We start from the raw sequence: 23,023 nt of genomic DNA on the forward strand, positions 1-23,023 counted from the left end.
GCCTGGGCTGGCTGGCCTGAATGGGCTGCTCTTGCGCGTCCAGCGAGCGAACGCATGGCGGCTTGCTGAGGGTTTCGGTTCCATCGTCTCAGAAGTCCAGGCGCTGATCGGTTCGAGTCAGCTCGATGGCTGTTTGCTGAGTCTCTGAGATCAGCTGGACTTGAAGCTTCTCTGCGCGCGGAAAGGCAGGAAAGTAGCCGATTGAGAGCGCTTTGAGCTTGAGTGGCTGACGGCAGTCGAAGACATAGCTAGCGTAGACATCGGCATGCGACTCGTGGCCATGATCATCGGCGTGCTCGTGCTCGTGCTCGTGCTCGTGCTCGTGCTCGTGCTCGTGCTCATGCTCATGTTCCTGCTCCTGCTCCTGCTCCTGCTCGAGATCATGCTGGGCCGATGTATGATCCTGCCCTTGCCCTTGCCCTTGCCACCGGTGCTGATCCCGGTGCTGGGCTGGTGCATGATCTTCGCTTACACCGGTCCCCAGGTCGAAATCGATCTCGGCGGACTGCAGGCTACAGTCCGCCACCGCGCTCGGCGCGAAGAGCTGATCCCCCTGCTCGAGCCGGGACCTTGCTTCGGCGACTGCGGTGCGCTGAGCCTCGTTTCTCGGTGCATGCTCGAAGCCAACCAAGTCCATCGCTGGGCTGATCAGCTCGACCAGCAGGGCACTGCCATCGACCGCGACATTGAGCTGACCGACGCCGTGGACATGTGCACCTTGTTGCCGGTAGTGCTCGTCTTCGTTATGGGCGAGACTGCTGCTCAAGCCCAGAGGGCCAAGTGCGAGCGCGCAGAGCAAGGCTGCAAAGGGCAAGACTGTTAAGGGCAAGGATGTTAAGGGTCTCTTGATCGATCTCGGCATTGGATACTCCTCAGACCTTCTTAGCCTTGTGGGTGCACTGCGCACAGGTGCCGAGGACCTCGATCACCGGGCGCTTGGGGTGGAATCCGGTCTCCTGCGCCGCCGAGCGCAGGCACCCAGCAACCGCTTCGCTCTCGAGCTCTTTGACGCGCCCGCAGTCGGCACAGATCAAGAATTGGCTGGCATGCGGATGCTCCGGATGCGTGCATCCAATGAACGCGTGCAGGGTCTCGAGCTTGTGCACAAAGCCCTGTTCGAGCAAGAAATCGAGCGCCCGGTAGACCGTCGGCGGCGCTGCGGTCGCGCCTGTGTGCAGCTGGCCGAGGATCTCGTAGGCGCCGACTGGGCGTTCTGCGCGACAGACCAACTCCAACACGCGGCGCCGCTGAGCGGTAAAGCGAACACCTCGCTGCGCACAGAGAACGTCGGCGGTATTGAGGGCGGCTTGCAGGGTCTCTTCGTCCATCTCAGCCTCTGGTGATTGACCGCACGGCCTTCTCGGCACGGCGTTTGGCGCGAAGACCGGCGCTGATTGCTGACAACAGATAGAGCGCGCCAGCGAGCAAGATGATGGTTGGGCCAGTTGGGATATCTGGCGCATAAGACAGCGCCAAGCCGCCGGTCGTCAGCAAGGCGCCGAGCAGGGTCGCGCCCATCATCATGCCAGCCAGTGTGCCTGTCCACTGCCCGGCGGTGGCTGCTGGAAGCGTGAGCAGTGCGATGACCAGGATCAGCCCAACCACCTGGATCATCAAGACCACCGTCACCGCCACCAGCACCAGCAGCAGCAGATAGAACAGGTCGACGGGCACGGCGCGCAAACGGGCGAACTCTTCATCGAAGGCGACGGCAACGAACTGCCGATAGAACAGCGCAACGCTGACGAACAAGACGAAGTCCAGCACGGCCATGAACCAGAGCTCTCGTGTCGGCACCAAGAGGATGTTGCCGAAGAGGAAGCTCATCAGATCCGTGGCATAGCCGGGCGTCTGCGAGACGAAGAGGATGCCAACCGCCATGCCGATCGCCCAGAGCGCGCCGATTGCGGTGTCTTCACCAGTGCGCCATCGTAGACGAACCCAGCCGATCAGCAGCGCAGCGACGACCGCTGCCGCGAGCGCGCCGCTCAGCGGGTCGAAGCCGTAGAAGACTGCCGCGCCCATGCCAGCGAGCACCGAATGGGCGATGCCCCCAGCAAGAAAGGTGATGCGCTTGACGACGACAAAAGGACCGATCAGCCCGCAACCGATGCTTGCGAGCAAGCCAGCGATCAGGGCCTGTTGCAGGAAGCTATGTTCGAGCAGTGCGGTGAAAAACTCAGCCATGCACAGGGTGCTCCTGAGGAGGATGCAGGGAGGTCTGGGGCTCTTTACTGTCTGCGGCGGCAGCAGCACTCAGGTCAGTCTGGGCATCTCCGTGATGATGATTGATCAATCGCACCCGCTCGCCATAGAGCTCATTGATCAGGTTGCCATCGATGGCCTCGGTGCGATGGCAGATGAGGGTTCGATTCAGGCAGGCCACGCGGCTGACGTAGCTCGAGATAAAACCGATGTCGTGTGAGACGACAACGATCGTGAGCTGTTTGTTCAGTTGGGCGAGCAGCTCGAAGATCTCACCCTCAAGGCGATGGTCGATGTTGGCGGTTGGCTCATCGAGGATCAGGATCTCGGGCTCGCCCACCAGCGCCCGGGCGAGCAGCACCCGCTGCAGTTGGCCACCGGACAAAGCGCCGATGGGCTGCGCCGCGAGCTCACCGGCCTCAACCTCGATCAGCGTCTGTCGTGCGATCTCCCGGTCGCGTTGGCGCCAGGCGCCGAAGCGGCTGCTGAGCCCTCGGCCTAGCCCAAGCCGTCCCATGAGGACGACATCGAGCACCTGGATCGGGAAGTCGCGCGGGAAAGCCGGATATTGCGGCACATAGCCCAGGTGGCGCCGGGCCTGCTTGGGCGAGCGACCGAGCACGCTGATGCGGCCCTGCTGCGGGCGCAGCAGCCCGAGCACCAGCTTTAGCAGGGTACTCTTGCCGCCTGCGTTTGGGCCGACCAAGCCGAGGAACTCGCCGGCTTCGACGCGCAAACTGACATCCTCCAGAACCGGGATACCGCCATAGGCGAAGCTGGCCTGCTCAATCTCGATGACGGCTGTCGCGACTGTGCTCATTGGGCATCTGCCGACGGATCGAGATTCCCGGTCTCGGGAACCTTGGCTTCAGAGACGCTGTTCGCGTCGGCAAGGATTGCCGCAAAGCGCTGTAAGTTATCCATGTAATCGGCTGCCAGTGGCGTCACCGCCTCAACGCGTCCGTTGATGCTGCGGGCGATCTGCTGGGCCGTGCGTTGGTCGAACTCCGGTTGCACGAAGATGGCGCGAGTGCCGGTGTCCTGGGCCTGTGCAATCAGGGCCGAGAGCCGCCGTGGTCCGGGCTCCTTGCCGGCGCGTTCGATCGGGATTTGTTGCAGCTTATAGGTATCGGCGAAGTAGCCCCAGGCCGGGTGATAGACCAGGAATGTGCGGTTGCCGAGTCCGGCGAGGCGGCTTTGGATGCTCTGGTGCAGGTTTAGCAGCTCAGCGTCGAAGCGTTGTTGGTTTTCGGCGTACAGCTCGGCTCCCGCTGGGTCGAGCGCGGTCAGACGGTCGCGGATCGCAATCGCCATCTTGCGCGCCAGCAGCGGGCTGGTCCAGATGTGTGGGTCCATCTCCATCTCCTTCGCCGCCGCCGATTCGCTGGACGCATCGGCCATTCGCTCCTGCGCGTGCTGCTGAGTGCTAACAGCATTCTGCTCATGCTCATGCGCATGATCGTGTGCTTCTTGGCTGCGCAGCCGGAGGCCGTCGCGCAGATCCAAGATGGGCATGTCAGGATTTGCAGTTTGGATGCGTTTCATCCAGGCCGTCTCGAACGGCACGCCGACGCGGATATAGAGGTCTGCCTCAGCAAGCGCGGCAACCTGCTTCGGGCTCGGGTCGTAGGTCGCTGGGCTGTGTCCTGGTAGCACCATGACTTCAGTCGTGACTCGCTCGCCGCCGACCGCTTTGACGAAGGTCTGAATCGGAAGGACGCTGGCGAACACCCTGAGCCGCGCTGGCTCTTCGATGGACCAGGCTGGCCCGGCGGCGGCAATCAAAAGGCTGAACCACAAAGCTAGGCTGCGCACGGCGGGCTCCTCGGCATCAAATGATATGAGCGTGCATTTTTCGAAACATTATAACAGTTGTGCGGAATCTGTCCTTCGCAACCGATCTGTGTCTGGGAGAGCGACCCCTTGAAGGGTGATGCCCTGAAGCGTGATCCCCTGAAGCGAGATCTCCTAGGGTGTGTAGCGAAACGTTGTTGTGTTTGTGACCCGTGTCAAAATGTTACTCGTTTTTGGTTAAAACAGGGGGTTAGCAGACGTTTTTTGATACAAATGTTGCAGTTTTGTAGTAAGTTTGTTGCTGACTGCACACACAACGACGACCACTAATAACGAAGATGGGAGGATGACGATGCTAAGACAGATTGGAATCGCGGCCATGGGGCTATCCGTTGGCCTAGGCAGTGCGGGGGCTGGAGCCTATGAGCTCAAGTTCCAAGGTAATGACTACGGCGAGCTCAAGGGGCGCATCCGCGCAATGAGTATCCTCACCGCCAAGGACAACGGCTGGGACCCCAGCAGTGGCAATGCCTATTCAGCGATGCTGAGCTACAAAAGCCCAAGCTGGAACGGCTTTAATTTCAACACGGCGGCGTATCTAAACGGCGACATCTTCGGCAGCACCGATTTTGACCCAAAGGTCGGCGAGGAGCGAACCGCACGCGGCATGTTCCTGAATGACACGGGTGCTCAGAAAGGCCAGCTCACGAATGTCAATCTCACCTTTGGCAACAAGCATCTCTATGCCTTTGGCGGCCGGGGTCAGATCGATACGCCCCTGACCACCAACACCTACAACCTGGTGCCGAACTCGTACACCGCGTTGCGCGCCGGCGCCAAGCCGATTGAGGGGCTCGACATCTCGCTCGGGCAGATCACGCAGATGTCCTTCGGGACTCGGGCAATGACCGACTGGGGCTTCATCGGCGAGGCCACGGGGACTGCGGGCGTTGCGCAGGCGCCGAATCAGTCTGGTCTCGGCCAGGCCGAGTTCTTCAATCTCGGGCAGATTGCATTGGGTCCGCGGGCCGAGAATATCAGTGGACTCACGGTGGCCAGTATCAGCTATGCGGGGCTACCGCATACCAAGCTGTCGCTGTGGAATTACTACACCCAAGATATCTCCAACAGCGTCTACTTCGATGTCGACGCCAAGATCCCGTTGAGCAAGATGAAGCTCGATCTGGGTGCCCAGTATCTGCGTCAGGACGATGTCGGTGACGGCACCAAGGGTATCCAAGGCGGTCCCTCGATCCAGGCCAACTTCGGCGATGGCAACCTCGACTACAACCTATTCGGCCTCAAGGCGGGTCTGATCGGCCCGAAGAAGAAGTGGACTGCGCATGTGATGTGGAACCAGTCCGATGGAGATACCGCATTCTTCAACGCCTTCGGTGGCGATCCCGCTTACACCAGCTCGATCTTCTCGCGCAATGCCTATCGCCAAGACGTCAATGCCTGGGGCCTGCGTGCCAGCTACGAGATCATCCCCGGTCTGCGCTTCATGGCCGCCTACTTCGACTATGGTAAATCCGAGACCATCGGCGCCGTGCCCAATGTCACCCCGGCGGCCGTGCCAACCTCGAATGCCGACGAGCTGGATCTCGTGCTGACCTACAAGCCGAAGCAGGTCAAGGGGCTGACGATCCGGACCTTCTATGTCGCCCGGACCAGCGAATACGATGGCTTCGTCAATCCGGTGACTGGCAACAAGGCCGATGCGACCATGAGCCATTGGCGCCTGATTGCGACCTATAGCTTCTAGAGCCCGCTGATCGCAGCGCGATGCCGACTCGGTCTCCCCGGGGGGCATCGCCGCTGCTCTGGGCGGCACCCCTCTGTTGCACTGCTCGCAGGGTTCGGCTCCCCTCTAGCGGCTTCCCCCCTTCACCATCGCCATTCGACGCCGTCTCAGGGCTGGCGGAGCGCCTGACGATAGCGCTCAAAGCCGTCGCGAATCGTCGCACTTGGCGGCGCGGTCGCAAGACTGATGACGACGATGGCCAGACTGGCCAAGACCACCCCGGGCACGATCTCATAGAGTTCGAAGATCCCACCGTCGAGCTGCTTCCAGAGGACGACCACCAAGCCGCCGGTCAGCACGCCAGCGATGGCACCGTGCCAATTCATGCGCTTCCAATACAGACTGATCAGCAGCACCGGGCCGAAGGCGGCTCCGAAGCCAGCCCAGGCATAGGCAACCAGTCCAAGCACGGTGCTTTCAGGGTTGGTCGCTAGTAGCAAGGCCACCAGTGCCAGCAAGACCACGGCGGCACGTCCGACCAAGACGACCTCACCCTGAGTCGCCTGCTTGCGCAGTAACTGCCGATAGAGGTCCTCAGCCAGCGCTGATGAGGAGACCAGCAGTTGCGAGTCAGCGGTGCTCATGATCGCGGCGAGGATGGCGGCGAGCAGGATGCCAGCGATCACCGGATGGAACAAGGCGTCCACCAGGACCATGAAGATGGTCTCGGCATCGGCCAGTTGGCCACCGAGATTGCTGTCGACATAGGCCGCGCCAGCGAGCCCTACCAGCATCGCACCGATCAGGCTCAGGGTCGTCCAGCCGACCGCGATACGCCGCGCGGAGGGCACGTCGCTGGCGCTTCGAATGCCTTGGAAGCGCGCCAGAATGTGTGGCTGGCCAAAATAGCCCAGCCCCCACGCAGCCAGTGAGACGATGGCCAACAAGGTCAGCGGTTGGCCTGTGTTATCGGCCCAGAGTGTCAGCAGCTCCGGGTTCTTCTCTTGCAGCGTTATCATCATAGCGCTAACGCCACCGTCGCTCTGAATCGCGATCACCGGCACGATCAAGAGCGCGGCGGCCATCAACAGACCCTGCACGAAGTCGGTCCAAGACACAGCGAGAAAGCCGCCAAACAGGGTATACGAGACGACGAATAGCGTGCCGACGATGACCGCGATCTGATAGTCAAGCCCGAAGACGGTCTCAAACAGCTTGCCGGCCGCGACCAGGCCCGAGCTGGTATAGAACAGGAAAAATAACAGCACGAAGAAGGCCGCAACGGCCTGCAGGAGGTGTCGCCGATCGCCAAAGCGATTGGCGAAGAACTCCGGGATGGTCAGCGAATTGTTGGCCTCAAAGCTGTAGACGCGCAGTCGGCGCGCGAGTAACAGCCAGTTCATCCAGGTTCCGAGCAGGAGGCCACCCGCAAGCCAGAGTGATTCGATGCCCGAGGCAAAGGCAAAGCCGGGCAGGCCGAGCAAGAGCCATCCGCTCATGTCTGAAGCGCCGGCTGAGAGCGCCGCCGGCCAGGGGCCCAAGCTGCGGCCGCCGAGAAAATAGCCGGATGAGTCTGCGGTGCGACGATAGGCCCAGAAGCCGATCGTTAACATGAGTACGAGATAGGCGGTGAAGGTGGCAATAACGGCCGCGTTGGCGTCAAGCATAGGAGCGATTGGTCTCTGAAGGGTGGTCGATCTGTTGTGAAAAACTAACATGCTTGCCGCTTCAGGTCTCGGTTCGTGAGCTTTAGAGGCTAAAAAGCCGTCATGGGACCGGATGATCGGTTAGAGTTGCCTGGAATTGGCTGTTGCTCGATCCGTTGAGGACCGGTCGCTGCCAAGTGCCGAGCTCTTTAAGAGCTGCGGCTGCGCGTGGATGCTTTGAACAGGTCGTGTGAACAGGTCGTGTTCTGAAGTCAGCGCGAGATGAATGCTTAGTGCTGCCGTCATCCCCTTTCAGCATGTCCATCGTTACTGCCAAGGCCTTCCGTCAACAGATCATGAAACCGGCCGAGGGCCTGTTTCTATTCCACGCGCGCGCGATCGAACGCCTGATCGAAGGTCAGCTCGGCGAGCGCCTGGCGGGCATCTCGGTGCCGGATCTGCCGTATTACTTGATGCCGCGAGCCGATTTTCTGTTGGGGCTCGAGACCGAGAACGCCGAGGCACTGTCGGTCATCGAAGGCCTGCAGCTGCCAGAGCATGTGATCCTGCTGCCGAGTCCGCCGGATCAGCGTCTGGAGCAGAGCAGCTTCACTCGGCTTCGCTATGACTACTGGGCGCGCTCGTTCGAGGCCGAGGTCGCCCGGGCCTGGCAGGCGGCGCGCGAGTGCGCAACGCATGGGTCGCGACTCGATGCGGGCGCACTCCGCGAGCTGATCGGTGACTATGCCTTCGCCGAGGTGCGTGAGGTGCTGAATCACGATGGGCTCATCTTGCCGGTATGGGATGACGATCTCGTCTGCCGCAGCTTTGTCGCCTTCGTCGTTCGCTTGCGCTACTTCGCCCCGGGCGCCCGCGGCTTCTATTTCCCTGCGATCCGGGTCTGGCCACAGGTGGATCACTGGATGTCGGCGGCCGGGCTGGATCTGCCGCGACCGCTAGTCGATGAGCGGCTGCCTAGGCTGCTGCTCAAGAGCCGCCCTGGAAGCGGTGGCAGCCTGCGCTCTGAGGCGCCTTTGCTTCCGCTTGCGCTGCCTTATGGGCAGAGCGATCCAGACCTGGCGGTCGCGGCGGAGTCGACCCAAGACGCGATTGCGCCGACGCAAGGTTCGCCACTGGATGCTGTCGATCAGGCTGATGTGGCGGCTGAGCCGCCTGCATTCCGCCGCGGCCCGGTAGAGGCCCCGCGGTGCGCCGGTGAGGTTGACCGGTTGCTCGAGCAACGGCTGCTGGATGCCTTCGCGCGAGGTACACAGCTGGATCTGCAGCCAGACTGGGTCGAGCGCTTTGGCGATCAGCTAGGGATCTGGCGCACGCGGTTGCTCGGTGCACTGCGCTGGGTGCCTCCGGTGTTGCCGTGGCGTTTGTTCCGGCGCAAGCGTCTGGTCACGGATGTCCGCCGCTCGGACCAGGCTGTCCTGCGCGGCGGCATTGCCTTGTTCGAGCAGGCCGTGGCTGCCGCGGTTCGTGCCCAGCGCGGTGGCTATCTTGCCCTGGCACTGCGCCGGTTAGCGGCGTCGAGGCGGTTGGCGCTGCGCTTAGTCCCCGAGGTTGGCGAGCTGCCGGCGGCGCTTGGGCAGGCCATCGCCAAGCGCGAGGCCTTGGTGGAGTCGCTCTTGGCCGATGGCTTGGCCGAGCGCTGGGCGGTGGCGAACAGCGTTCGCGCAGAGCTTTGCGCGCTGGTGCATCGGCTTGCCGACGATGATCGGGCGCGCTTCGGCTCACCGGCCGCGCAGGGCCTGCTCGGCTGCCTCGAGCAGCTCATGCTCCAAGGCCCAACCGACTACTATCGGCTCCGGCTCGGGCGTTGGCTGATGCAGCTCGGCCGTGCGCCGATTCGGGAGCAGTTGCCGTTTCAGCCCCTGCTCAAGGCCTTGCGCGTGCTCGAGGTCAGCCGCGCTCGGCTCGAAGAGCTGCCCTGGCCGATGGCTGAGCTGGAGCGCTTCTCGAGTCTGTTACGCAGGCTCAACCGGTTGATCACGGATCGGCTCGATACCGAGCTCATGCCGCGCATCGAGCAAGCGATGCAAGAGGCCGATTTCGTTCCGCGCAATCACCGCGAGATCGTGGCCGCGCAAAAGATGAAGTTGGAACTGCTCGATGTGATCAAGCATCGCCGGCATCTCAAGTTCACCGATGCGCGCGATATCGTCGCGCGTAATATTCTGCGCCTCCCTGACCCGACCTGGAGCGAGTTCTTCCGCGGTGATCGGCTGCGGCGCCTCGACCGGACCGCAGAGCGCGCCCTGCCTGGCGTCTACCGCCCCGGCGAACTCTATATCAAGGGTTTGCAGCAGCTTGGAGCGCCGCTGTTCGGCACGCCGATGGGTCGCGACATCTTGCGTTACCTGTTGCTGCCGTTTGGTGGCTCCTTTTTGGTGCTCAAGAGTCTGGACCTGCTGATTGCACTCATCCCCTTCGTGGACAAGAGCTTTCATTTCACCGAGATCACCTCGGTCGTGCTCAGTGGATGCCTGATCAATCTGTTCGCCTATACCGGGATTGGCCGCCACATTGCTCAATCGGTCAGCCTTGGTGGCTGGCGCATCCTGCGTTTCCTGGTCTGGGATGGACCGCGTGGTCTGTTGCATTGGTGGCCCATCGCCGGGCTCTTGAGCACGGCGATGATGCGCGGGCTCGGCCGTAACCTGATCCAGCCGTTGTTGATCGGTGCGTTGCCATTAGCGCCGATCATCGCGCTGGCGGTGCTGGTAGACGAGGTGCCGATCGAGCCCGGCCTTTGGCTGCTCGGACTCGCCTTTGCGCTCGGCACCTTGGCGCGCAATACGCCAGCTGGCCGTCGTTTCCTTGACAACCTGAGTACGCGCATCGGGGTTTACCTGCAGCGGCTCAATCAGGCCCTGTTTATTGGGCTGATCCAGCAGCTATTGTTCTTCTTCAAGGAGGTGACGCGCCGCTTTTCGCAGCTGTTACATCGCGTCGATGAGGGCCTGACCCACCATCTGAGCGAGCGTTGGAGCAGCCTGGCGTTGAAGGCACTCTTGGCCCCGATCTGGCGCTTTTCAGAATCCCTGATCCAGTTCTATGTCACCGTGCTGGTGGAGCCGCAGGTCAACCCGGTCAAGCACTTCCCGATCGTGACCATCGGACACAAGCTCCTGTTGCCCTTCCTGCCGGCGATTACCGCGGCGTTTGTCGAGATCACGCAGTCGGTCTTGCCCAAGGTCGTCGCCTATCCGTTTGTGACGCTCACTATCGTGCTGCTGCCAGGATTGTTCGGCTTCTTGGTCTGGGAGCTGAAGGAGAACTGGAAGCTCTATGAGGCCAATCATCGTGAGCGCCTGCGTGCACTCGATGCCGAACCGGCTCCAGGGGCACCGATCGAGCCCGCTAGCGTGGGCGCCCATGGCGAGAGCATGCGCGGGCTCATGTGCCGAGGCTTTCATAGCGGGACCTTGCCGAAAGGCTTTGATCGATTGCGCAAAGTGATTCGCCAACAGCTGCGCGACAACAAACCCTATCCGCGGCGGCTCCGTCGTTGCCAGCGTCAGCTTGAGGAGGTTGAGCATGCGATTGGCATCTTCGTCGATCGAGAGTTCTCGTTTGCGCTGCGCGAGCGTTGCCGCAATCCGGATTGCACCCTGACCCGAATCGAGACCAATCTCCCGCGGCTTGCGACCGAACTGGTTGAGATCAGCGTCGCCATTCATCCGTGGGCGAGGGGCGGGCTGGGCATGGTTGGTGATCGCAGTGATCAGCCGCCGCCGAAGGACCCAAGCAACAGCTTGGTCCCGACCCCGGCGCGCTATGCGGCCACTGCGGAGTCCGTGTGCGGTGGAATCGCTGACCCGGACCCGGTGATGCTCGGCATTCGCATCGCCTTCGATGGCCGCAAGCTGTGCTTTGATGCCGAGCTGAGCGGCATGCCCGAGCGTATTGGGCCGCGCTGCTGGGCCATGATTAGCGAAGACTTGAGGCTGTTTGCCGGGCGCGCCGGTGCTGATCTGCGCGGCCTTAAGATTGTGCTGCCAGGGAGTGCGGACTGATGCTCCGGCGTCAATCAGCAGGATGGCTTCTAGATGACTTCGCAAGCTTGAAATCGAGAGGAAACAGAGATTGCAACTCAAAAAAATCAGGGATTCGATTGAGCGACTTACAGAGAATCGCTCCGCCTTGATCAGCGCCGCCTTCAGCGGCCAGGTTGCAGCCCTGCGCTACCCAAGCAGTCACTCCTCGCGTTAGCAATCGTCACGGAGTGGAGTCCTGTGCGAGCGTTCTCGAACGCTAGCCCCAAGTCAAGGATTCACTCAACGCAGCGCCAGCGGTGGTGGTGCGCCGCCTGTACCGCCCGCGCCGACCGCGTTGACCCGGGTTCCCAGATGCGTCTGACAGCGCCGGCAGGCATGCACGACGCCCGCCGGCTCCCTCCAGCGCGTACCGCAGAACAGACAGTGGCAATCTACCGGTCGCGCCCGAGCCCAGCGTTCCGCGGCAATCTCCGCCTCCAACTCTGCCATCGCCCGCGCGCGCATCCGAGCCTCACGTGGATGGAACAGCCAGTGGCGTGAGGCCGTCTCTTGCGCCAGGAAACGGCTCAGCAGATCGCGATAACTCAATTGACGGGTACGTGCCGTCGCGAAGTCGGCCGCCAACGGACGCAGGTCCACCGCAAGTACGCCAACGCGGTCGCCGTTCAATGCGTGCACGGCGTCTGCCACAGCACGTTCCGGATGGCTGAACACGACCAGCAGCTCGGCATCGCGTACCCGACCGCTCAGGTCCACCGTCACCCCTTGGCGGCGCGGATCGATCTCGACGTCGTTCAGCACCACCACGGCGCCCGCGGTGATGGGGTAGGGACGCTCGCGCCGAATACCCAGCTCGGGGACCTCGAATGAGACTTGTCCGACGGCCGCCGGAAGCGCAAGCGTTTGACCGGCTGCGAGCAGTTGCCGGGCCATCAGCCGGACTGAAACGAAGAACGAATAGGCACACGCCTGCTCCGCAATGGCTTCATCGCCCTGTGTGCGATGGGCGAAATGCCAAACCTTTTCGTCGCCCTGACGGGCAATGAGCGGCATCCTGCACGATGGGCAACGGCAGCTACAATGCGCGCCGCGCGCGGCATCATGCACATCGATCAGTTGTCCATCCGCCTCGCGTTGGCCGAATGGCACCCGCGTCAGTCGCCCCGATTCGTTCATCGCAGCTTCGTCCCCTACACGCAGCTCAGGGAATGACCCGAAAGGCCTTCCCCCTACGTTCGATGATTGAGCCTCTTTTAACAAGCGTAGCTCATCCATTGAAAACTGCTGAAAATCGCATGAGCGACAACAACAACGCTCATTCACCTTACACGTTGTAGTCTCCCGGACCAATAAACCAGCAAACCGATATCACCGGTACCCTTTGTTCAGGTGGTGGTCACTCAGAATCGAAGCGCTTATTTCGTCTCTATTTGACGCGCGCGGCGATCAACATGGAGAAGATGGCGGACTTAGGGCTTGTCGGCTTCAGCAGTCGTGCCCAGATAATCCCTTTCATGGCGACAAAGCGCATTTCGCAAGGACTGACCGATGCAGATTCGACTCGGCTACGAACTGGTCTACGCGTGCCCTCAGCGCACGCCGATGATCCTGACCCTGAATGTCCATTACAGTCGGGTCTCCGACCTACTCGCGCCAGACCATATCCGGACCCAGCCGGCACTGCCGGTCATCGCCTACCGCGACGGCTTCGGTAACTGGTGCAGCCGGCTGGTGGCGCCGCCTGGCGAGATCCGCATCACCACCGACACCACGATCAATGACCGCGGGCTGCCGGATGCCGTCGATCCGACGGCGGTGCAGCACGCGGTCGAGGATCTACCCAGCGAGACCTTGGTCTATCTGCAGGGGAGCCGCTACTGTGAGACCGATCGACTCTCCGAAACGGCTTGGTCGCTGTTTGGGCAGACCCCCCTCGGCTGGCCGCGAGTTCAAGCGATCAGTGATTTTGTGCATCATCACATCACCTTTGGGTATCAATACTCCCGCGCGACCAAGACCGCTCTCGAGGCCTTCAACGAGCGCACTGGGGTGTGCCGAGACTTCACCCATCTTGCCATCGCCTTCTGTCGCTGTATGAATATCCCGGCACGCTATTGCACCGGGTATCTGGGTGACATCGGCATCCCGCCGGCGCCGGAGCCGATGGACTTCTCAGCCTGGTTAGAGGTCTACCTGGGCGGCCACTGGCACACCTTGGACCCCCGCAATCGGGTTCCTCGCATTGGTCGGGTGCTGATCGCCCAGGGCCGCGACGCAGCCGACGTCCCGCTCAGCAATACCTTTGGGCCTGCGACGCTGACCGGCTTCAGGGTCTGGGCCGATGAGGTGGGGGTCAGCGGGTAATGAGCCTAAAGGCCGGCTGGGGCGATGAGGTGGGGGCATGCGGTTAATGAGCGGCAAGACCGGCTGGGGCCATAAGGTGGAGGTCTGCGGTTGATGAACGGCAAGACCGGCTGGGGAGATTGGTGGCCGTCGGCGCTGGTGCCGGCGCCGGAGGAGTCTGGCGCGCCACCTCTGCTCGAGCCTGATGAGCCTCCGCCGTTCGAGATCGTCAACCCGACAGGTCAGGCAAACGCTTTGCTGATCTGTGACCACGCCTCCAACCGGCTGCCGCGGCGACTCGGCAGGCTAGGGCTCACGGATGATCAGCTACAACAGCACATCGCCTGGGATCCTGGCGCGGCAGCGGTCGCTCGCGGGCTTTCGGCGCGGCTGGATGTGCCGCTGATCCTGGGTGGCTACTCACGCCTGGCGATCGATCTCAACCGGCCCCTTGCGAGTCCTGAGCTGATCGCCGCAGAGAGCGCCGGGGTCAGGATTCCTGGCAACCAGGGTCTCAGCGCAGCGGAGCGGAACGCCCGGCTCGCAGCCCTGTTCCTGCCCTATCACCAGGCCATCGCCGAGTTGCTCGATGCGCATCCCAACCCCGAGCTGCGCTTGATCAGTCTGCATAGCTTCACGCCCTGGCTCGCCGGCCAGTTGCGCCCCTGGTCGGTTGGTTTGGCCTATGGGCGTGATCCCAGGCTCGCGCAGCAATTGCGTCCGCTCCTCGCCCAGCAGGCGGATCTGCTTGTCGGCGACAATCAGCCCTATGGCATCGAGGACAGCTACGATTTCACCTTGCCGACACATGGTGAAGGTCGTGGGATTCCCCACGTCATGATCGAGATCCGTCAGGACGGACTCCAAACGCAAGCACAGATCGCACGCTGGGTAGAGCGGCTGGCGTGCATCTGTTAGCGTGCGGTTGCCGTCCATCTGTTAGCGTATCGATGAGAAAAACAACGGCCTCCTCAGTCATCAGAAGCAGCTCCCTTGCTAGTCGAAGCGCCCAACCCGCAGAACATCACCGGCGTCGTCCTGGCCGGCGGTAAAGCTCGCCGGATGGGCGGCGAAGACAAGGGGCTGGTGGAGCTCGCCGGTCAGCCGCTGGTGGCCTGGATCATCGAAGGCCTGCGTCCGCAAGTGCAGGATCTCATGATCAATGCCAACCGCAGCCATGAACGCTACGCCAGCTATGGTTACCAGGTGATTACCGATGCCATGGCTGACTTCCAAGGACCGCTGGCCGGTGTCGCCGCTGCGCTCGCAGTGGTGCGGACGCCGTGGATCATCACCGTCCCCTGCGACGGCCCTTACCTCGCTCCGGACCTGGTCCAGCGTCTCTGCGCGGCACTGGTTGAGCAAGAGGCGGAGCTAGCGGTTGCCTCGGACGGAGCACGTCTGCAGCCGGTCTATGCGCTGATCCCTCAGGCCCTAGCGCCGAGCCTGGAAGCCTTTCTGGCCAGCGGCGAGCGCAAGGTCGAGCGCTGGTATGCGCAGCACCGAACCGCGATCGCAGCATTTGCCGACCGGCCGAACTGCTTCGCTAACATCAATAGCGTCGAGGATCTTGAGCGTTTGCGCCAAGGGTAGCCTTGAGCAGGCACGGGCAGATATAGGGGCAATTGTGTTCTGAGTTCATAGCCCAAGTCGGCCAGATCGAGCTACCGGATAACTGGAGTTGGGCTTGATGGTGATCCTCGGGCTACCCGCCTTTGGTTTGGTCTGCGGCCCTGAGCGCCGACCAAATCAGTAGGGGCTAATCGCTCGATAGGCTCGCAAGGTGCCGATCTCACTTGTTAGTGCCCGCACCTCTTGCAGCAGAGGTTCCGCAGCCACCAAGTGCATGCTCTCTACCGATGTGTCATCAGAAAGCGCGGCGAGGTGAACCTCAGTTACATGAAGAATCCAGTCATTGCCCGGGCTTGAGGGCAGCGCTCGGGTGATCGCAAGGCTTTTCTCCATGCATTGTCTAGCCGCCTTCTTACCAGAACCAGCAAACCATTCAAGGCGTGGCTCAACTTACGCCATAGTGCTACAAGGTAGTGTGGCTGGGGCTCAGCTTGCGTGCGCAGAGCCTGTGCATTCTTGCAGTTTGCCATGAGCAGGCAGTGCTCTGCGACCGCTGCGCTGTAGGGCATGCGGGCCGCCGCGCGTTTGACCGGATTGGAGGGCGCCTGGGAGCCGGTTCAGCGCATACAGGCGCATCGGCTCGGTTTCGTCGTTCTTGAGCGCGAACAGATAGGGAATCGGTCCGCGTTGGACCAAGGCATGCGGCTGCAGCATGGCCTGCGTGCGCAGGCCTTCTGCGTCCTCGTAGTGGACCTTGAGCACGCAGCGCTCCGAGAGCGCAACGATGACGGCATGCAGCACCTGCTCGTACAGGGCCACCGGACGCAGCCGAATGGTGTCGGGCACGATCCGCAGGCGCTGTTCATCCAGGCGGGGGCCGTCGGTCTCGGTGAGCAGGCGCTGCCAGAGTTGATCGAGGCGCTGAGTCGGCAGCGCCCCGGCGACTAGGTCTTGGATCTGACGCAACAGGTACCCGTTCACCAGAGGGTCATCGCGCAGTACCTTGTCACTGCGGCGGTAGCGCAGCGGCTTGCCGCCGGGGTTGAGGATGTCCACGCGATCGTCTTCGACCAAGTCGGCAAGATCGCGCTGCAGCGCCCGACGCTTGGCATCCAGGCTGCCGTTGCCATAGGCATCGGCGAGGATGCTGAGCAGGGCGCTGCCATCAAGGCAGCGCGAAGGGGCGGTTGCGGGCGAGGGTAGGACGTTGACCAGTCGGTCAAGGCGGCGCAGCCGATCCTGAAATTTGGCTTTCATGTGTAGGTGGCCTCAAAGGCCTGCCCGAGCCAGGCGGGAAAGGCCGACCAGGGCATGGCGCGATGCTCCTGTGGTAACGGCGGCGCTGCGCGGCGCTGAGTCCGAGAAAGCGCTCAACCGCGCGCAAGTCGGCAACATGCTGACGAAACTAAAATCCGATCTTAGTTTCGTCAAGTGATTCGAGCCTGAGCCCCCGCGATCAAACGCTCCCTCATAGCGTCAGATTCAGGCTGCTGACCAAGGCGCCAGGCAGCAGCGCACTGGCGGTGGAGCGGCCATCATAGGTCTCGGCGGAGAGCCGTAGCTCGCGCTCTTGCGTGAGCGCCTCGAGCTGATCGCCTAACAGCCGATAGAGGCTGTCGTCGAAGCGCATGACGGCGAGCGGGGCGATCAGTTCGCCGCGCTCGACCCAAAAGGTGCCGAAGCGGGTCATGCCGGTGATGCGGCAGGCGTTGCGGTCGGACCAGTTGCTGTACCAGAGATTGCCGATGTAGAGGCCGGTGTCGAGCGCGCTGAGTGCCTGATCGGTGGGCAACCTGCCGGCCGCGAGCGCGAGTGATTCTGGGAATTCGTCGGCGGCGTTGACCGCTTCGCCATATTCCTTGGCTGAGCGGGCGTCGGCGAGACACTGGCCAAAGCGCCCCTGCTCGATCAGCGCCACCTGCTCTGGCTTGAGAAAGCCCTCGGCGGTGAAGCCGGGCGCCAGGCCGCGGCTGTGATCTTCGATCAGGCTGAGCATCGGGCTCAGGCTCAGCTCGCCCTTGGCGAGGCGCAACAGTGGCGTTTGCTGGGTGCGATGATCGCGCAGGCCGAAGCCACCCCAGGCGAGCATGTCGAGCAGTTCTTCCATCGCTGCCGGGGCCAAGAAGGCCCGATACTGACCCGGCTCGATCTGCTTGGTTGGTCGTGCCATCACCGCGAGCCGCTCGCGCTGGCGCTCGATCCGCTCGCGCACCGCACTTACTTGCCAGTCGAAGCCGCTGTAGCTGTCTTTGACTGCCTTGTCGCCGTCCAGATAGCAGCTCCAATCGAGATTGAAGCTGTGGCTTTGATGCCAGTGGCGATGCCCGATCGAGCTGGCGAGTCCGCTGGCGATCTCACCGGCGGCATAAATGCCGACCAGATCCAGGCCGTCGGCCTGGTCGCTGAGGTTGGCGATCGCTTCGGCGGCTGGGGGTAACTCGGCCTCGAGCGCGCGATGGGAGTGGCTTGGTGTCTGATCCAGATTCAGGTAAGGATCGGCGGGCAGATGGGGGATGCGTTCGCGTAGCTGTTGCACCAGCGCGAGGGCGAGTGACCGATCCGCATCGACATCGCCACTGAGGTCGCAGCTGCCCTCGATCTGGCGCTCGCTATCGACCAGCGTCAGCCCGAGCTGCTGGGTCTGCACCGCGCCGGCTTGCCGCACCCGATTGCGATTGAGCCGCACGAAGTCCGACCGTTCGCCGTCGAGGCTGAGGAACAGCTGCTCGTCGCCTTGGAGCTGGCTGAAGATCTGCTCGGCGAACGCGAAGAATGGCTCTGCTTGTAGAGGCATGCCTGGCTTCTTCGCTGGATCTGTCGTCGGATCTATCGCCTCATCTGTCGCCGCGTTTGTCGCCAAGCTCATCGCCAGCGTCATAGCCCACCTCCAAACACCTCAACGTCACGGAACAGGCAGGGCGGTGAGGCATGGCCGACATAGACCGATTGGTTCGGCTCGCCCTTGCCGCAGTTGCGCACGCCGCCGACCTCGAAGGTCTCAGGTCCGCCGACACCGTCGAGACTGCGCCAGAAGTGGGCCGAGACGCCCCGATAACCGGGGTTTCGCACCAGCCCTTTGAGTTCGCCATTCTCGATCAGCCGGCCCAGTTCGCAGCCGAACTGGAACTTGTTGCGGCTGTCGTCGATTGACCAAGAGCGGTTCGTTTCCATCAGGATGCCGCGCTCGATGCGGCTGATCAGCGCCTCCAGGCTTTCCGTTTCAGCGCCGGGCTCAAGGTTGATGTTGGTCATGCGGTCGATCGGCGGGCGCTCCCAGCTGCAGGCGCGCGCATTGGCGGTGCCCGGCAGCCCCGAGCGTGCCTGCGAGAGGGCGCCGCCGAGCGGGCGCTCGAGGATGCCGTCGCGGATCAGGTACTGGCGTTCGGCCGCCGTGCCCTCGTCATCGGCCACGCAACTGGCCAGCTCGTTGCTCAGGCTGGGGTCGAAGGTCACATTGAGCAGCGGCGAGCCATAGCGATACTGGCCGAACATCTCGGGCGTGACAAAGCTCAGGCCGGCATAGTTGCGCTCGTCGCCGAGGATGCGGTCAAGCTCCAACGGATGGCCGATCGATTCATGGATCTGCAGCACCATCTGGCTCGGCATCAACAGCAGATCGCGCTTGCCGCTTGGGCACTCGGGCGCGAGGACCAGCGCGATTGCCTCCTCGGCTACCTGCTCGGCGGCGCTGCTGAACTTGGCCTCGGCCAGCCGTTCGAGGCCGCCTTGGCGCGGCATTCCAGCCCCACCGCCATGCCGCGTCTGGGTCTGGCCATCGACATGAGCGGTGGCGGAGAGTCCACTGTGCACCGTCTCCCAACGCTGGCTGATCTCGGCGCCGTCGGCGCTGATCAGCAGTTGTTCTATGCGGCGATGGCCGAGCCAGGCGGCACGCTCGACTAGGCGCGGGTCGCGATCGAGTTGCTGACAGGCGTCGAACAAGAGACCAAGCTTGTCCTCCAGCGAGCGCGACGCCCAGGGCTCGCGCACGTCAGCCGTGTATTGGGCTTGCAGGCTGCTGCGCGGATAGAGTTCCGCCGCGAACAGCCCAAGGCGCGCATGCAGCGCGGCGAGATCCAGTGCACGCTGAGTCGCCTGCGCGAGCCCAGATGGACTGAGGTCCGAGGTCGCGGCATAGCCTAGGCCGGCGCCGGCGACCACCGTGATCATCGCGCCGCGCGAGCGCCACAGCCGGCTCGGCTCGGCGACATCATCGCGCACCGCGAGCCCCTCGCCGGTCTCATCGACCAGGCGCAGCGTCCAATAATCGGCTGCCGGCGCTGAGGCGGTGAAGCGGGCGGCGATGGCTTTAAGATCGGATTCCAACATCGGAGAGGTGCTCTGTTGAGGATCGCCTTGGTGATGATCGAGACGCTGTGGCGACGCTTGGGCCAGGTCAAGCCTTGGTAAAGATGAGTCTAAGTCTCGCGCAATGCATCGTCTGAGGGTAGCAGCAAGCCATGACTGTTCGGCCAGCTCAGGTCTCGTTCAACCTGAATCTCACGCAATTCATTGTCCGTGGCGCCGCCGCGCCATAAGCGTTCGGCTCCCGTTAGGCTCCTGTTGCGTTGTCGTTGGCGTCACCGTCTTGCAGCAAGCTCGTGATAATATCCACGCCCATGTTGACCTATCCCAATATCGACCCCGTCGCCTTCGCCCTTGGACCGATCAAGGTCCATTGGTATGGCCTCATGTATCTGATCGGCTTCGCTGCGGCCTGGCTGCTCGGGCGCTGGCGGGCGTCTCGACCTGGCTCAGCCTGGAGCGCCGAGATGGTCGATGACGTCATCTTCTACAGCGTGATTGGGGTTATCGCGGGTGGACGCCTCGGTTACATGCTGTTCTACGGCTTCGACCAGATTTTGTCTAATCCGCTCAACCTGCTCAAGGTCTGGGAGGGCGGTATGTCCTTCCACGGTGGTTTGATTGGCGTCCTCGTCGCGATCTGGCTGTTTGCACGCAAACGCGGTCTGAATTTTTTCGAGGTCGGTGACTTCATCGCGCCGCTGGTGCCGATCGGCCTGCTGACCGGGCGCATCGGCAACTTCATCAACGGCGAGCTTTGGGGACACACCACCAACTTGCCTTGGGGCATGCGCCTACCCTGTGAAGGCTTTCCGGGCTACTGCGTCGGTCTGCCGTTGGATGCCCAGTGGAGCCTTCCAGTGCACGCCTCGCAGCTGTACGAAGCCGGCCTTGAGGGTCTGGTGTTGTTCATCCTGCTCTGGTGGTTCTCGAGCCGGCCGCGGCCAATGATGGCCGTCTCCGGCCTGTTCCTGCTGCTCTATGGCCTGTTCCGCTTCAGCGTCGAGTTCGTTCGGCTGCCCGATGCACACATCGGCTACCTTGCCTTCGATTGGCTCACCATGGGCCAGCTGCTGACCCTTCCTATGCTGCTCGGTGGTGCTCTACTCCTTGCCCTGGCCTATCGCCGCAAGCAAACAACAGGTTAGCTGGCTGGAATCGCGGTGATTGGCTAATCAGGTCATCTCAGTCGCCTCAGTTTGCAGCAGTTTCGTTTCATCAACAGGACGCATCGCCGGCTCGGGGTCGAGCTGCAGCGCGTGGAGAACGCGCCAAGCCAGCTCATCTGGCGAGCGGCTGATGACCTCGGCCGGGATCTCATGCTTTCCGTGCAGTCGGTCGAAGTCCTCGAAGCCGTAGGAGACCATGAAGGGGTGCATGCCGGAGTTGATGGCGGCACGGAAATCCTTGGCCTCGTCGCCGCAGGCATAAGCGCAGGCGGGGTTGATCCCGAAGCGCTCGCGGGTCTGCCGGAAGTAGCTGAGCTTATCCTCGCTGAGTGGCAGGTGGACGAGGAAATCGAGCAGTTCTGGCTCGATACCGTGGCGGGTGAAGAGTTGGGTGAGGGTGACGAGCGGGTCGACGGTGATGTTGCGCGTGACAATGCCGACGCGGACACCGTCTGCAGCAGCAAGGCGACGAATCAAGGCCTCGATGCCGTCGAACATGCAGGCCTCTTCGCGATAGACCTCGGTCAGTGTGTCGATCAGCTTGGTGCGCCGTCCGGGGCCGATTTGGCGTCTGAGGTTTTGCGGCATCTCCTTGAAGCCACCAATGTATTTGAACAGGTTGCGGCGCTTCTGAAAGCGGGCGAGTGGGCCGATGTCCATCCCGAGGTGGGCAAAGGTCTTTTCGATGGCGCGAAAGGCGTCGATGGTGGTGCCATCGGCGTCGAGGATCACAAGGCGTTCGTTGCTAAACATTGCGCTTACTGGGCTCAGCAATGGTCTCGAAGGGCCTTGCGGTGTCGACAATGGCGCGTCACGGCGATGCCCTGCCTGCTCAACGGGGCATCTGCCCGCGCGGCGTTCGGATTCTCGCATATTGGCGGCGGGAGGGAGCGCAGCATCTCACCGCGCTGAGATTCGCCCGGTGATGTGCGCTGAGCAAATTGAGCCGACGACGTGCTCGGCAGATCGGGCCAAAGGCGCGTTGCCATCAGGTCAGCCTGCCAGGAGTCTGTACAATCAGCCCCTCAAATACTGAATCCTTGTCGTTTCCTTTAGCCGCACCGAGGTGATCATGCCATTGATGATTCGATCCAGCGCGTTCGCGGAGGGCGGGGCCATCCCGGTCAAGTACAGCTGCGACGGTGAGGACCGCTCGCCGCCGCTGGAGTGGGATGGCGTGCCCGAGGGCACCCAGAGTCTGGCCCTCATTGTTGATGATCCGGATGCGCCAGACCCGGCTGCACCACAGCGCACCTATGTGCATTGGGTGCTCTACAATCTGCCGACGACCCTCGCTAGCCTGCCGGAGGCGTTCGAGCCGGCGACGCTGGCGACGGTGATCGGGGAGGGCATCAACGACTGGCGCCGCACGGCTTACGGTGGTCCTTGTCCGCCGATCGGCTGCCATCGCTACTTCCATAAGCTCTATGCGCTGGATACGACGCTACAGGGTCTGTTGCGTCCAACCAAGGCCGATCTGGAGCGCGCGATGCGAGGGCATGTGCTCGAGCAGGCGACCTTGATTGGCACCTACGAGCGTTCAACGGCGCATCATTGATTTCGACGGCGCAGCATTGAACTCAACGACTCGTCACTGGACGCATCACTGGACGCATCACTGGACGCATCACTGGACGCATCACTGAAGGACGGATTTCGCGCGCAACACACATGAACCTGAAGCTGCCAAAGACCTATACGCTGATCCTGGCCCTCTGCATGGTCGCGGGGCCTTTCATCTGGCTGGTGCTGAGCGAGGATGGTAAGCGCCGCAGTGATCTCTTTCTGCTGCATCTGTTTGGCCATCAGCCATTCAATTTGGCGGTTGCGAACCTGCGCCCAGAGATCGAGGAAGCGGCGCTGCTGTCGCAATTCTCGCGCATCGAATTTGCTTGCGATGACCAACCGCGTGCGATCGGCAGCCGCCGTTGCGCGGCTGAGATTGGCTCGTTCAATGGTGTGCCGGCTCGGAGCGCCGAGCTTTTCTGGGACGATGGCCAGCTCAAGGCGGTGCGCATCGACTACCGCGGGCGCTGGCATCAGGTGCTGATCGAGGAATTGAATACCCGCCACGGCCCGCCGCGGCGCGACAGCATCGGCTCTGGCGTGGTGCTTGCTTGGCGCTTCGACGCTGGCATGCTGCTGGTTCCTGAGACACTGGTTGCCGATGAGCCGCCGGCATTGATGTGGGTTAGTGGCCAGGGTTGAGACCCCAAGTGGGTTCGGCATGAACGCCCT

At 62.4% G+C, this 23,023-nt stretch carries 19 protein-coding genes; 8 read left to right on the forward strand and 11 right to left on the reverse strand.

Annotated elements, in window-relative coordinates:
- Positions 1 to 88 precede the first annotated feature (88 nt).
- Genes CKO42_RS11205 through CKO42_RS11225 form a run of 5 tightly spaced genes read right to left on the reverse strand, consistent with a single transcriptional unit; the run spans position 89 to position 4,020 of the window.
- A complete protein-coding gene (locus CKO42_RS11205; protein ID WP_200243750.1) occupies positions 89 to 829 on the reverse strand; it encodes a DUF2796 domain-containing protein in 741 nt (246 codons plus the stop codon).
- A gap of 43 nt (positions 830 to 872) precedes the next feature.
- Positions 873 to 1,328 (reverse strand): transcriptional repressor, encoded by a 456-nt coding sequence (locus tag CKO42_RS11210; protein ID WP_200243751.1) that lies wholly within the window; start codon positions 1,326 to 1,328, stop codon positions 873 to 875.
- 1 nt (position 1,329) lies between these two features.
- On the reverse strand, positions 1,330 to 2,187 hold the full coding sequence (locus tag CKO42_RS11215) for a metal ABC transporter permease (protein ID WP_200243752.1): 858 nt from the start codon (positions 2,185 to 2,187) through the stop codon (positions 1,330 to 1,332).
- A complete protein-coding gene (locus CKO42_RS11220; RefSeq protein WP_200243754.1) occupies positions 2,180 to 3,025 on the reverse strand; it encodes a metal ABC transporter ATP-binding protein in 846 nt (281 codons plus the stop codon). The genes CKO42_RS11215 and CKO42_RS11220 overlap by 8 nt, the downstream gene beginning before the upstream one ends.
- A complete protein-coding gene (locus CKO42_RS11225) occupies positions 3,022 to 4,020 on the reverse strand; it encodes a metal ABC transporter solute-binding protein, Zn/Mn family (RefSeq protein ID WP_338034903.1) in 999 nt (332 codons plus the stop codon). The genes CKO42_RS11220 and CKO42_RS11225 overlap by 4 nt, the downstream gene beginning before the upstream one ends.
- A 331-nt stretch (positions 4,021 to 4,351) precedes the next feature.
- Between CKO42_RS11225 and CKO42_RS11230 the strand changes: the two genes are divergently transcribed.
- Complete coding sequence (locus CKO42_RS11230) at positions 4,352 to 5,764, forward strand: OprD family outer membrane porin (protein WP_200243767.1); 1,413 nt, start codon at positions 4,352 to 4,354, stop codon at positions 5,762 to 5,764.
- 146 nt (positions 5,765 to 5,910) lie between these two features.
- On the opposite strand, the gene putP is transcribed toward CKO42_RS11230, so the two are convergent.
- On the reverse strand, positions 5,911 to 7,410 hold the full coding sequence (gene putP, locus CKO42_RS11235; RefSeq protein WP_200243774.1) for a sodium/proline symporter PutP: 1,500 nt from the start codon (positions 7,408 to 7,410) through the stop codon (positions 5,911 to 5,913).
- A 296-nt stretch (positions 7,411 to 7,706) separates the two neighbouring features.
- On the opposite strand from putP, the gene CKO42_RS11240 reads away from it, so the two are divergent.
- Positions 7,707 to 11,414 carry a sulfite exporter TauE/SafE family protein gene (locus tag CKO42_RS11240; RefSeq protein WP_207148716.1) on the forward strand — a complete coding sequence of 1,236 codons (3,708 nt, stop codon included), beginning with the start codon at positions 7,707 to 7,709 and terminating at the stop codon, positions 11,412 to 11,414.
- 261 nt (positions 11,415 to 11,675) lie between these two features.
- On the opposite strand, the gene CKO42_RS11245 is transcribed toward CKO42_RS11240, so the two are convergent.
- Positions 11,676 to 12,572: a competence protein CoiA family protein gene (locus tag CKO42_RS11245; RefSeq protein WP_200243777.1), complete on the reverse strand. Its 897-nt coding sequence runs from the start codon at positions 12,570 to 12,572 to the stop codon at positions 11,676 to 11,678.
- Between the two features lie 372 nt (positions 12,573 to 12,944).
- On the opposite strand from CKO42_RS11245, the gene CKO42_RS11250 reads away from it, so the two are divergent.
- The 3 genes from CKO42_RS11250 to mobA all read left to right on the forward strand — a co-directional run bounded on the left by CKO42_RS11250 (position 12,945) and on the right by mobA (position 15,332).
- Positions 12,945 to 13,760 carry a transglutaminase-like domain-containing protein gene (locus CKO42_RS11250; protein WP_200243778.1) on the forward strand — a complete coding sequence of 272 codons (816 nt, stop codon included), beginning with the start codon at positions 12,945 to 12,947 and terminating at the stop codon, positions 13,758 to 13,760.
- Positions 13,761 to 13,853: 93 nt separating this feature from the next.
- Positions 13,854 to 14,657, forward strand: coding sequence for an N-formylglutamate amidohydrolase (locus tag CKO42_RS11255; RefSeq protein WP_200243782.1), 804 nt, complete (start codon positions 13,854 to 13,856; stop codon positions 14,655 to 14,657).
- A 75-nt stretch (positions 14,658 to 14,732) separates the two neighbouring features.
- Complete coding sequence (gene mobA, locus CKO42_RS11260; RefSeq protein WP_200243785.1) at positions 14,733 to 15,332, forward strand: molybdenum cofactor guanylyltransferase MobA; 600 nt, start codon at positions 14,733 to 14,735, stop codon at positions 15,330 to 15,332.
- A 465-nt stretch (positions 15,333 to 15,797) separates the two neighbouring features.
- Here the strand turns inward: mobA and CKO42_RS11265 are convergent, their stop codons facing one another.
- From CKO42_RS11265 to CKO42_RS11275, 3 genes are all read right to left on the reverse strand, one after another.
- Positions 15,798 to 16,568, reverse strand: a complete 771-nt coding sequence (locus tag CKO42_RS11265; RefSeq protein ID WP_200243789.1) for a WYL domain-containing protein — start codon at positions 16,566 to 16,568, stop codon at positions 15,798 to 15,800.
- Positions 16,569 to 16,779: 211 nt separating this feature from the next.
- Positions 16,780 to 18,105 (reverse strand): TldD/PmbA family protein, encoded by a 1,326-nt coding sequence (locus CKO42_RS11270; protein ID WP_200243792.1) that lies wholly within the window; start codon positions 18,103 to 18,105, stop codon positions 16,780 to 16,782.
- 80 nt (positions 18,106 to 18,185) lie between these two features.
- Positions 18,186 to 19,640 (reverse strand): TldD/PmbA family protein, encoded by a 1,455-nt coding sequence (locus tag CKO42_RS11275; protein WP_200243794.1) that lies wholly within the window; start codon positions 19,638 to 19,640, stop codon positions 18,186 to 18,188.
- 290 nt (positions 19,641 to 19,930) lie between these two features.
- On the opposite strand from CKO42_RS11275, the gene lgt reads away from it, so the two are divergent.
- Entirely contained in the window at positions 19,931 to 20,764 is an 834-nt protein-coding gene (lgt, locus tag CKO42_RS11280; protein ID WP_200243797.1) for a prolipoprotein diacylglyceryl transferase, read from the forward strand.
- Positions 20,765 to 20,791: 27 nt separating this feature from the next.
- Here lgt and CKO42_RS11285 read toward each other — a convergent pair whose 3' ends face one another.
- Positions 20,792 to 21,538 (reverse strand): HAD family hydrolase, encoded by a 747-nt coding sequence (locus CKO42_RS11285; protein ID WP_200243800.1) that lies wholly within the window; start codon positions 21,536 to 21,538, stop codon positions 20,792 to 20,794.
- A 319-nt stretch (positions 21,539 to 21,857) separates the two neighbouring features.
- Here CKO42_RS11285 and CKO42_RS11290 point away from each other — a divergent pair, with 319 nt between their 5' ends.
- Both CKO42_RS11290 and CKO42_RS11295 read left to right on the forward strand, forming a co-directional pair.
- Positions 21,858 to 22,343: a YbhB/YbcL family Raf kinase inhibitor-like protein gene (locus CKO42_RS11290; RefSeq protein ID WP_200243803.1), complete on the forward strand. Its 486-nt coding sequence runs from the start codon at positions 21,858 to 21,860 to the stop codon at positions 22,341 to 22,343.
- A gap of 113 nt (positions 22,344 to 22,456) precedes the next feature.
- A complete protein-coding gene (locus CKO42_RS11295) occupies positions 22,457 to 22,993 on the forward strand; it encodes a hypothetical protein (RefSeq protein WP_200243806.1) in 537 nt (178 codons plus the stop codon).
- The last annotated feature ends 30 nt before the right edge of the window (positions 22,994 to 23,023 follow it).

The sequence above is a fragment of the Lamprobacter modestohalophilus genome (assembly GCF_016583905.1).
In the GTDB taxonomy this organism is placed as follows: Bacteria; Pseudomonadota; Gammaproteobacteria; order Chromatiales; family Chromatiaceae; genus Lamprobacter; species Lamprobacter modestohalophilus.

Excerpts from the sequence above, each read along its gene's own strand:
- CKO42_RS11210 (WP_200243751.1), bottom strand. The coding sequence starts at position 1,328 with ATGGACGAAGAGACCCTGCAAGCCGCCCTCAATACCGCCGACGTTCTC.
- CKO42_RS11215 (WP_200243752.1), bottom strand. The coding sequence starts at position 2,187 with ATGGCTGAGTTTTTCACCGCACTGCTCGAACATAGCTTCCTGCAACAG.
- CKO42_RS11220 (WP_200243754.1), bottom strand. The coding sequence starts at position 3,025 with ATGAGCACAGTCGCGACAGCCGTCATCGAGATTGAGCAGGCCAGCTTC.
- CKO42_RS11230 (WP_200243767.1), top strand. The coding sequence starts at position 4,352 with ATGCTAAGACAGATTGGAATCGCGGCCATGGGGCTATCCGTTGGCCTA.
- putP (WP_200243774.1), bottom strand. The coding sequence starts at position 7,410 with ATGCTTGACGCCAACGCGGCCGTTATTGCCACCTTCACCGCCTATCTC.
- CKO42_RS11240 (WP_207148716.1), top strand. The coding sequence starts at position 7,707 with ATGTCCATCGTTACTGCCAAGGCCTTCCGTCAACAGATCATGAAACCG.
- CKO42_RS11245 (WP_200243777.1), bottom strand. The coding sequence starts at position 12,572 with ATGAACGAATCGGGGCGACTGACGCGGGTGCCATTCGGCCAACGCGAG.
- CKO42_RS11250 (WP_200243778.1), top strand. The coding sequence starts at position 12,945 with ATGCAGATTCGACTCGGCTACGAACTGGTCTACGCGTGCCCTCAGCGC.
- CKO42_RS11255 (WP_200243782.1), top strand. The coding sequence starts at position 13,854 with ATGAACGGCAAGACCGGCTGGGGAGATTGGTGGCCGTCGGCGCTGGTG.
- CKO42_RS11265 (WP_200243789.1), bottom strand. The coding sequence starts at position 16,568 with ATGAAAGCCAAATTTCAGGATCGGCTGCGCCGCCTTGACCGACTGGTC.
- CKO42_RS11270 (WP_200243792.1), bottom strand. The coding sequence starts at position 18,105 with ATGCCTCTACAAGCAGAGCCATTCTTCGCGTTCGCCGAGCAGATCTTC.
- CKO42_RS11275 (WP_200243794.1), bottom strand. The coding sequence starts at position 19,640 with ATGTTGGAATCCGATCTTAAAGCCATCGCCGCCCGCTTCACCGCCTCA.
- lgt (WP_200243797.1), top strand. The coding sequence starts at position 19,931 with ATGTTGACCTATCCCAATATCGACCCCGTCGCCTTCGCCCTTGGACCG.
- CKO42_RS11285 (WP_200243800.1), bottom strand. The coding sequence starts at position 21,538 with ATGTTTAGCAACGAACGCCTTGTGATCCTCGACGCCGATGGCACCACC.
- CKO42_RS11290 (WP_200243803.1), top strand. The coding sequence starts at position 21,858 with ATGCCATTGATGATTCGATCCAGCGCGTTCGCGGAGGGCGGGGCCATC.
- CKO42_RS11295 (WP_200243806.1), top strand. The coding sequence starts at position 22,457 with ATGAACCTGAAGCTGCCAAAGACCTATACGCTGATCCTGGCCCTCTGC.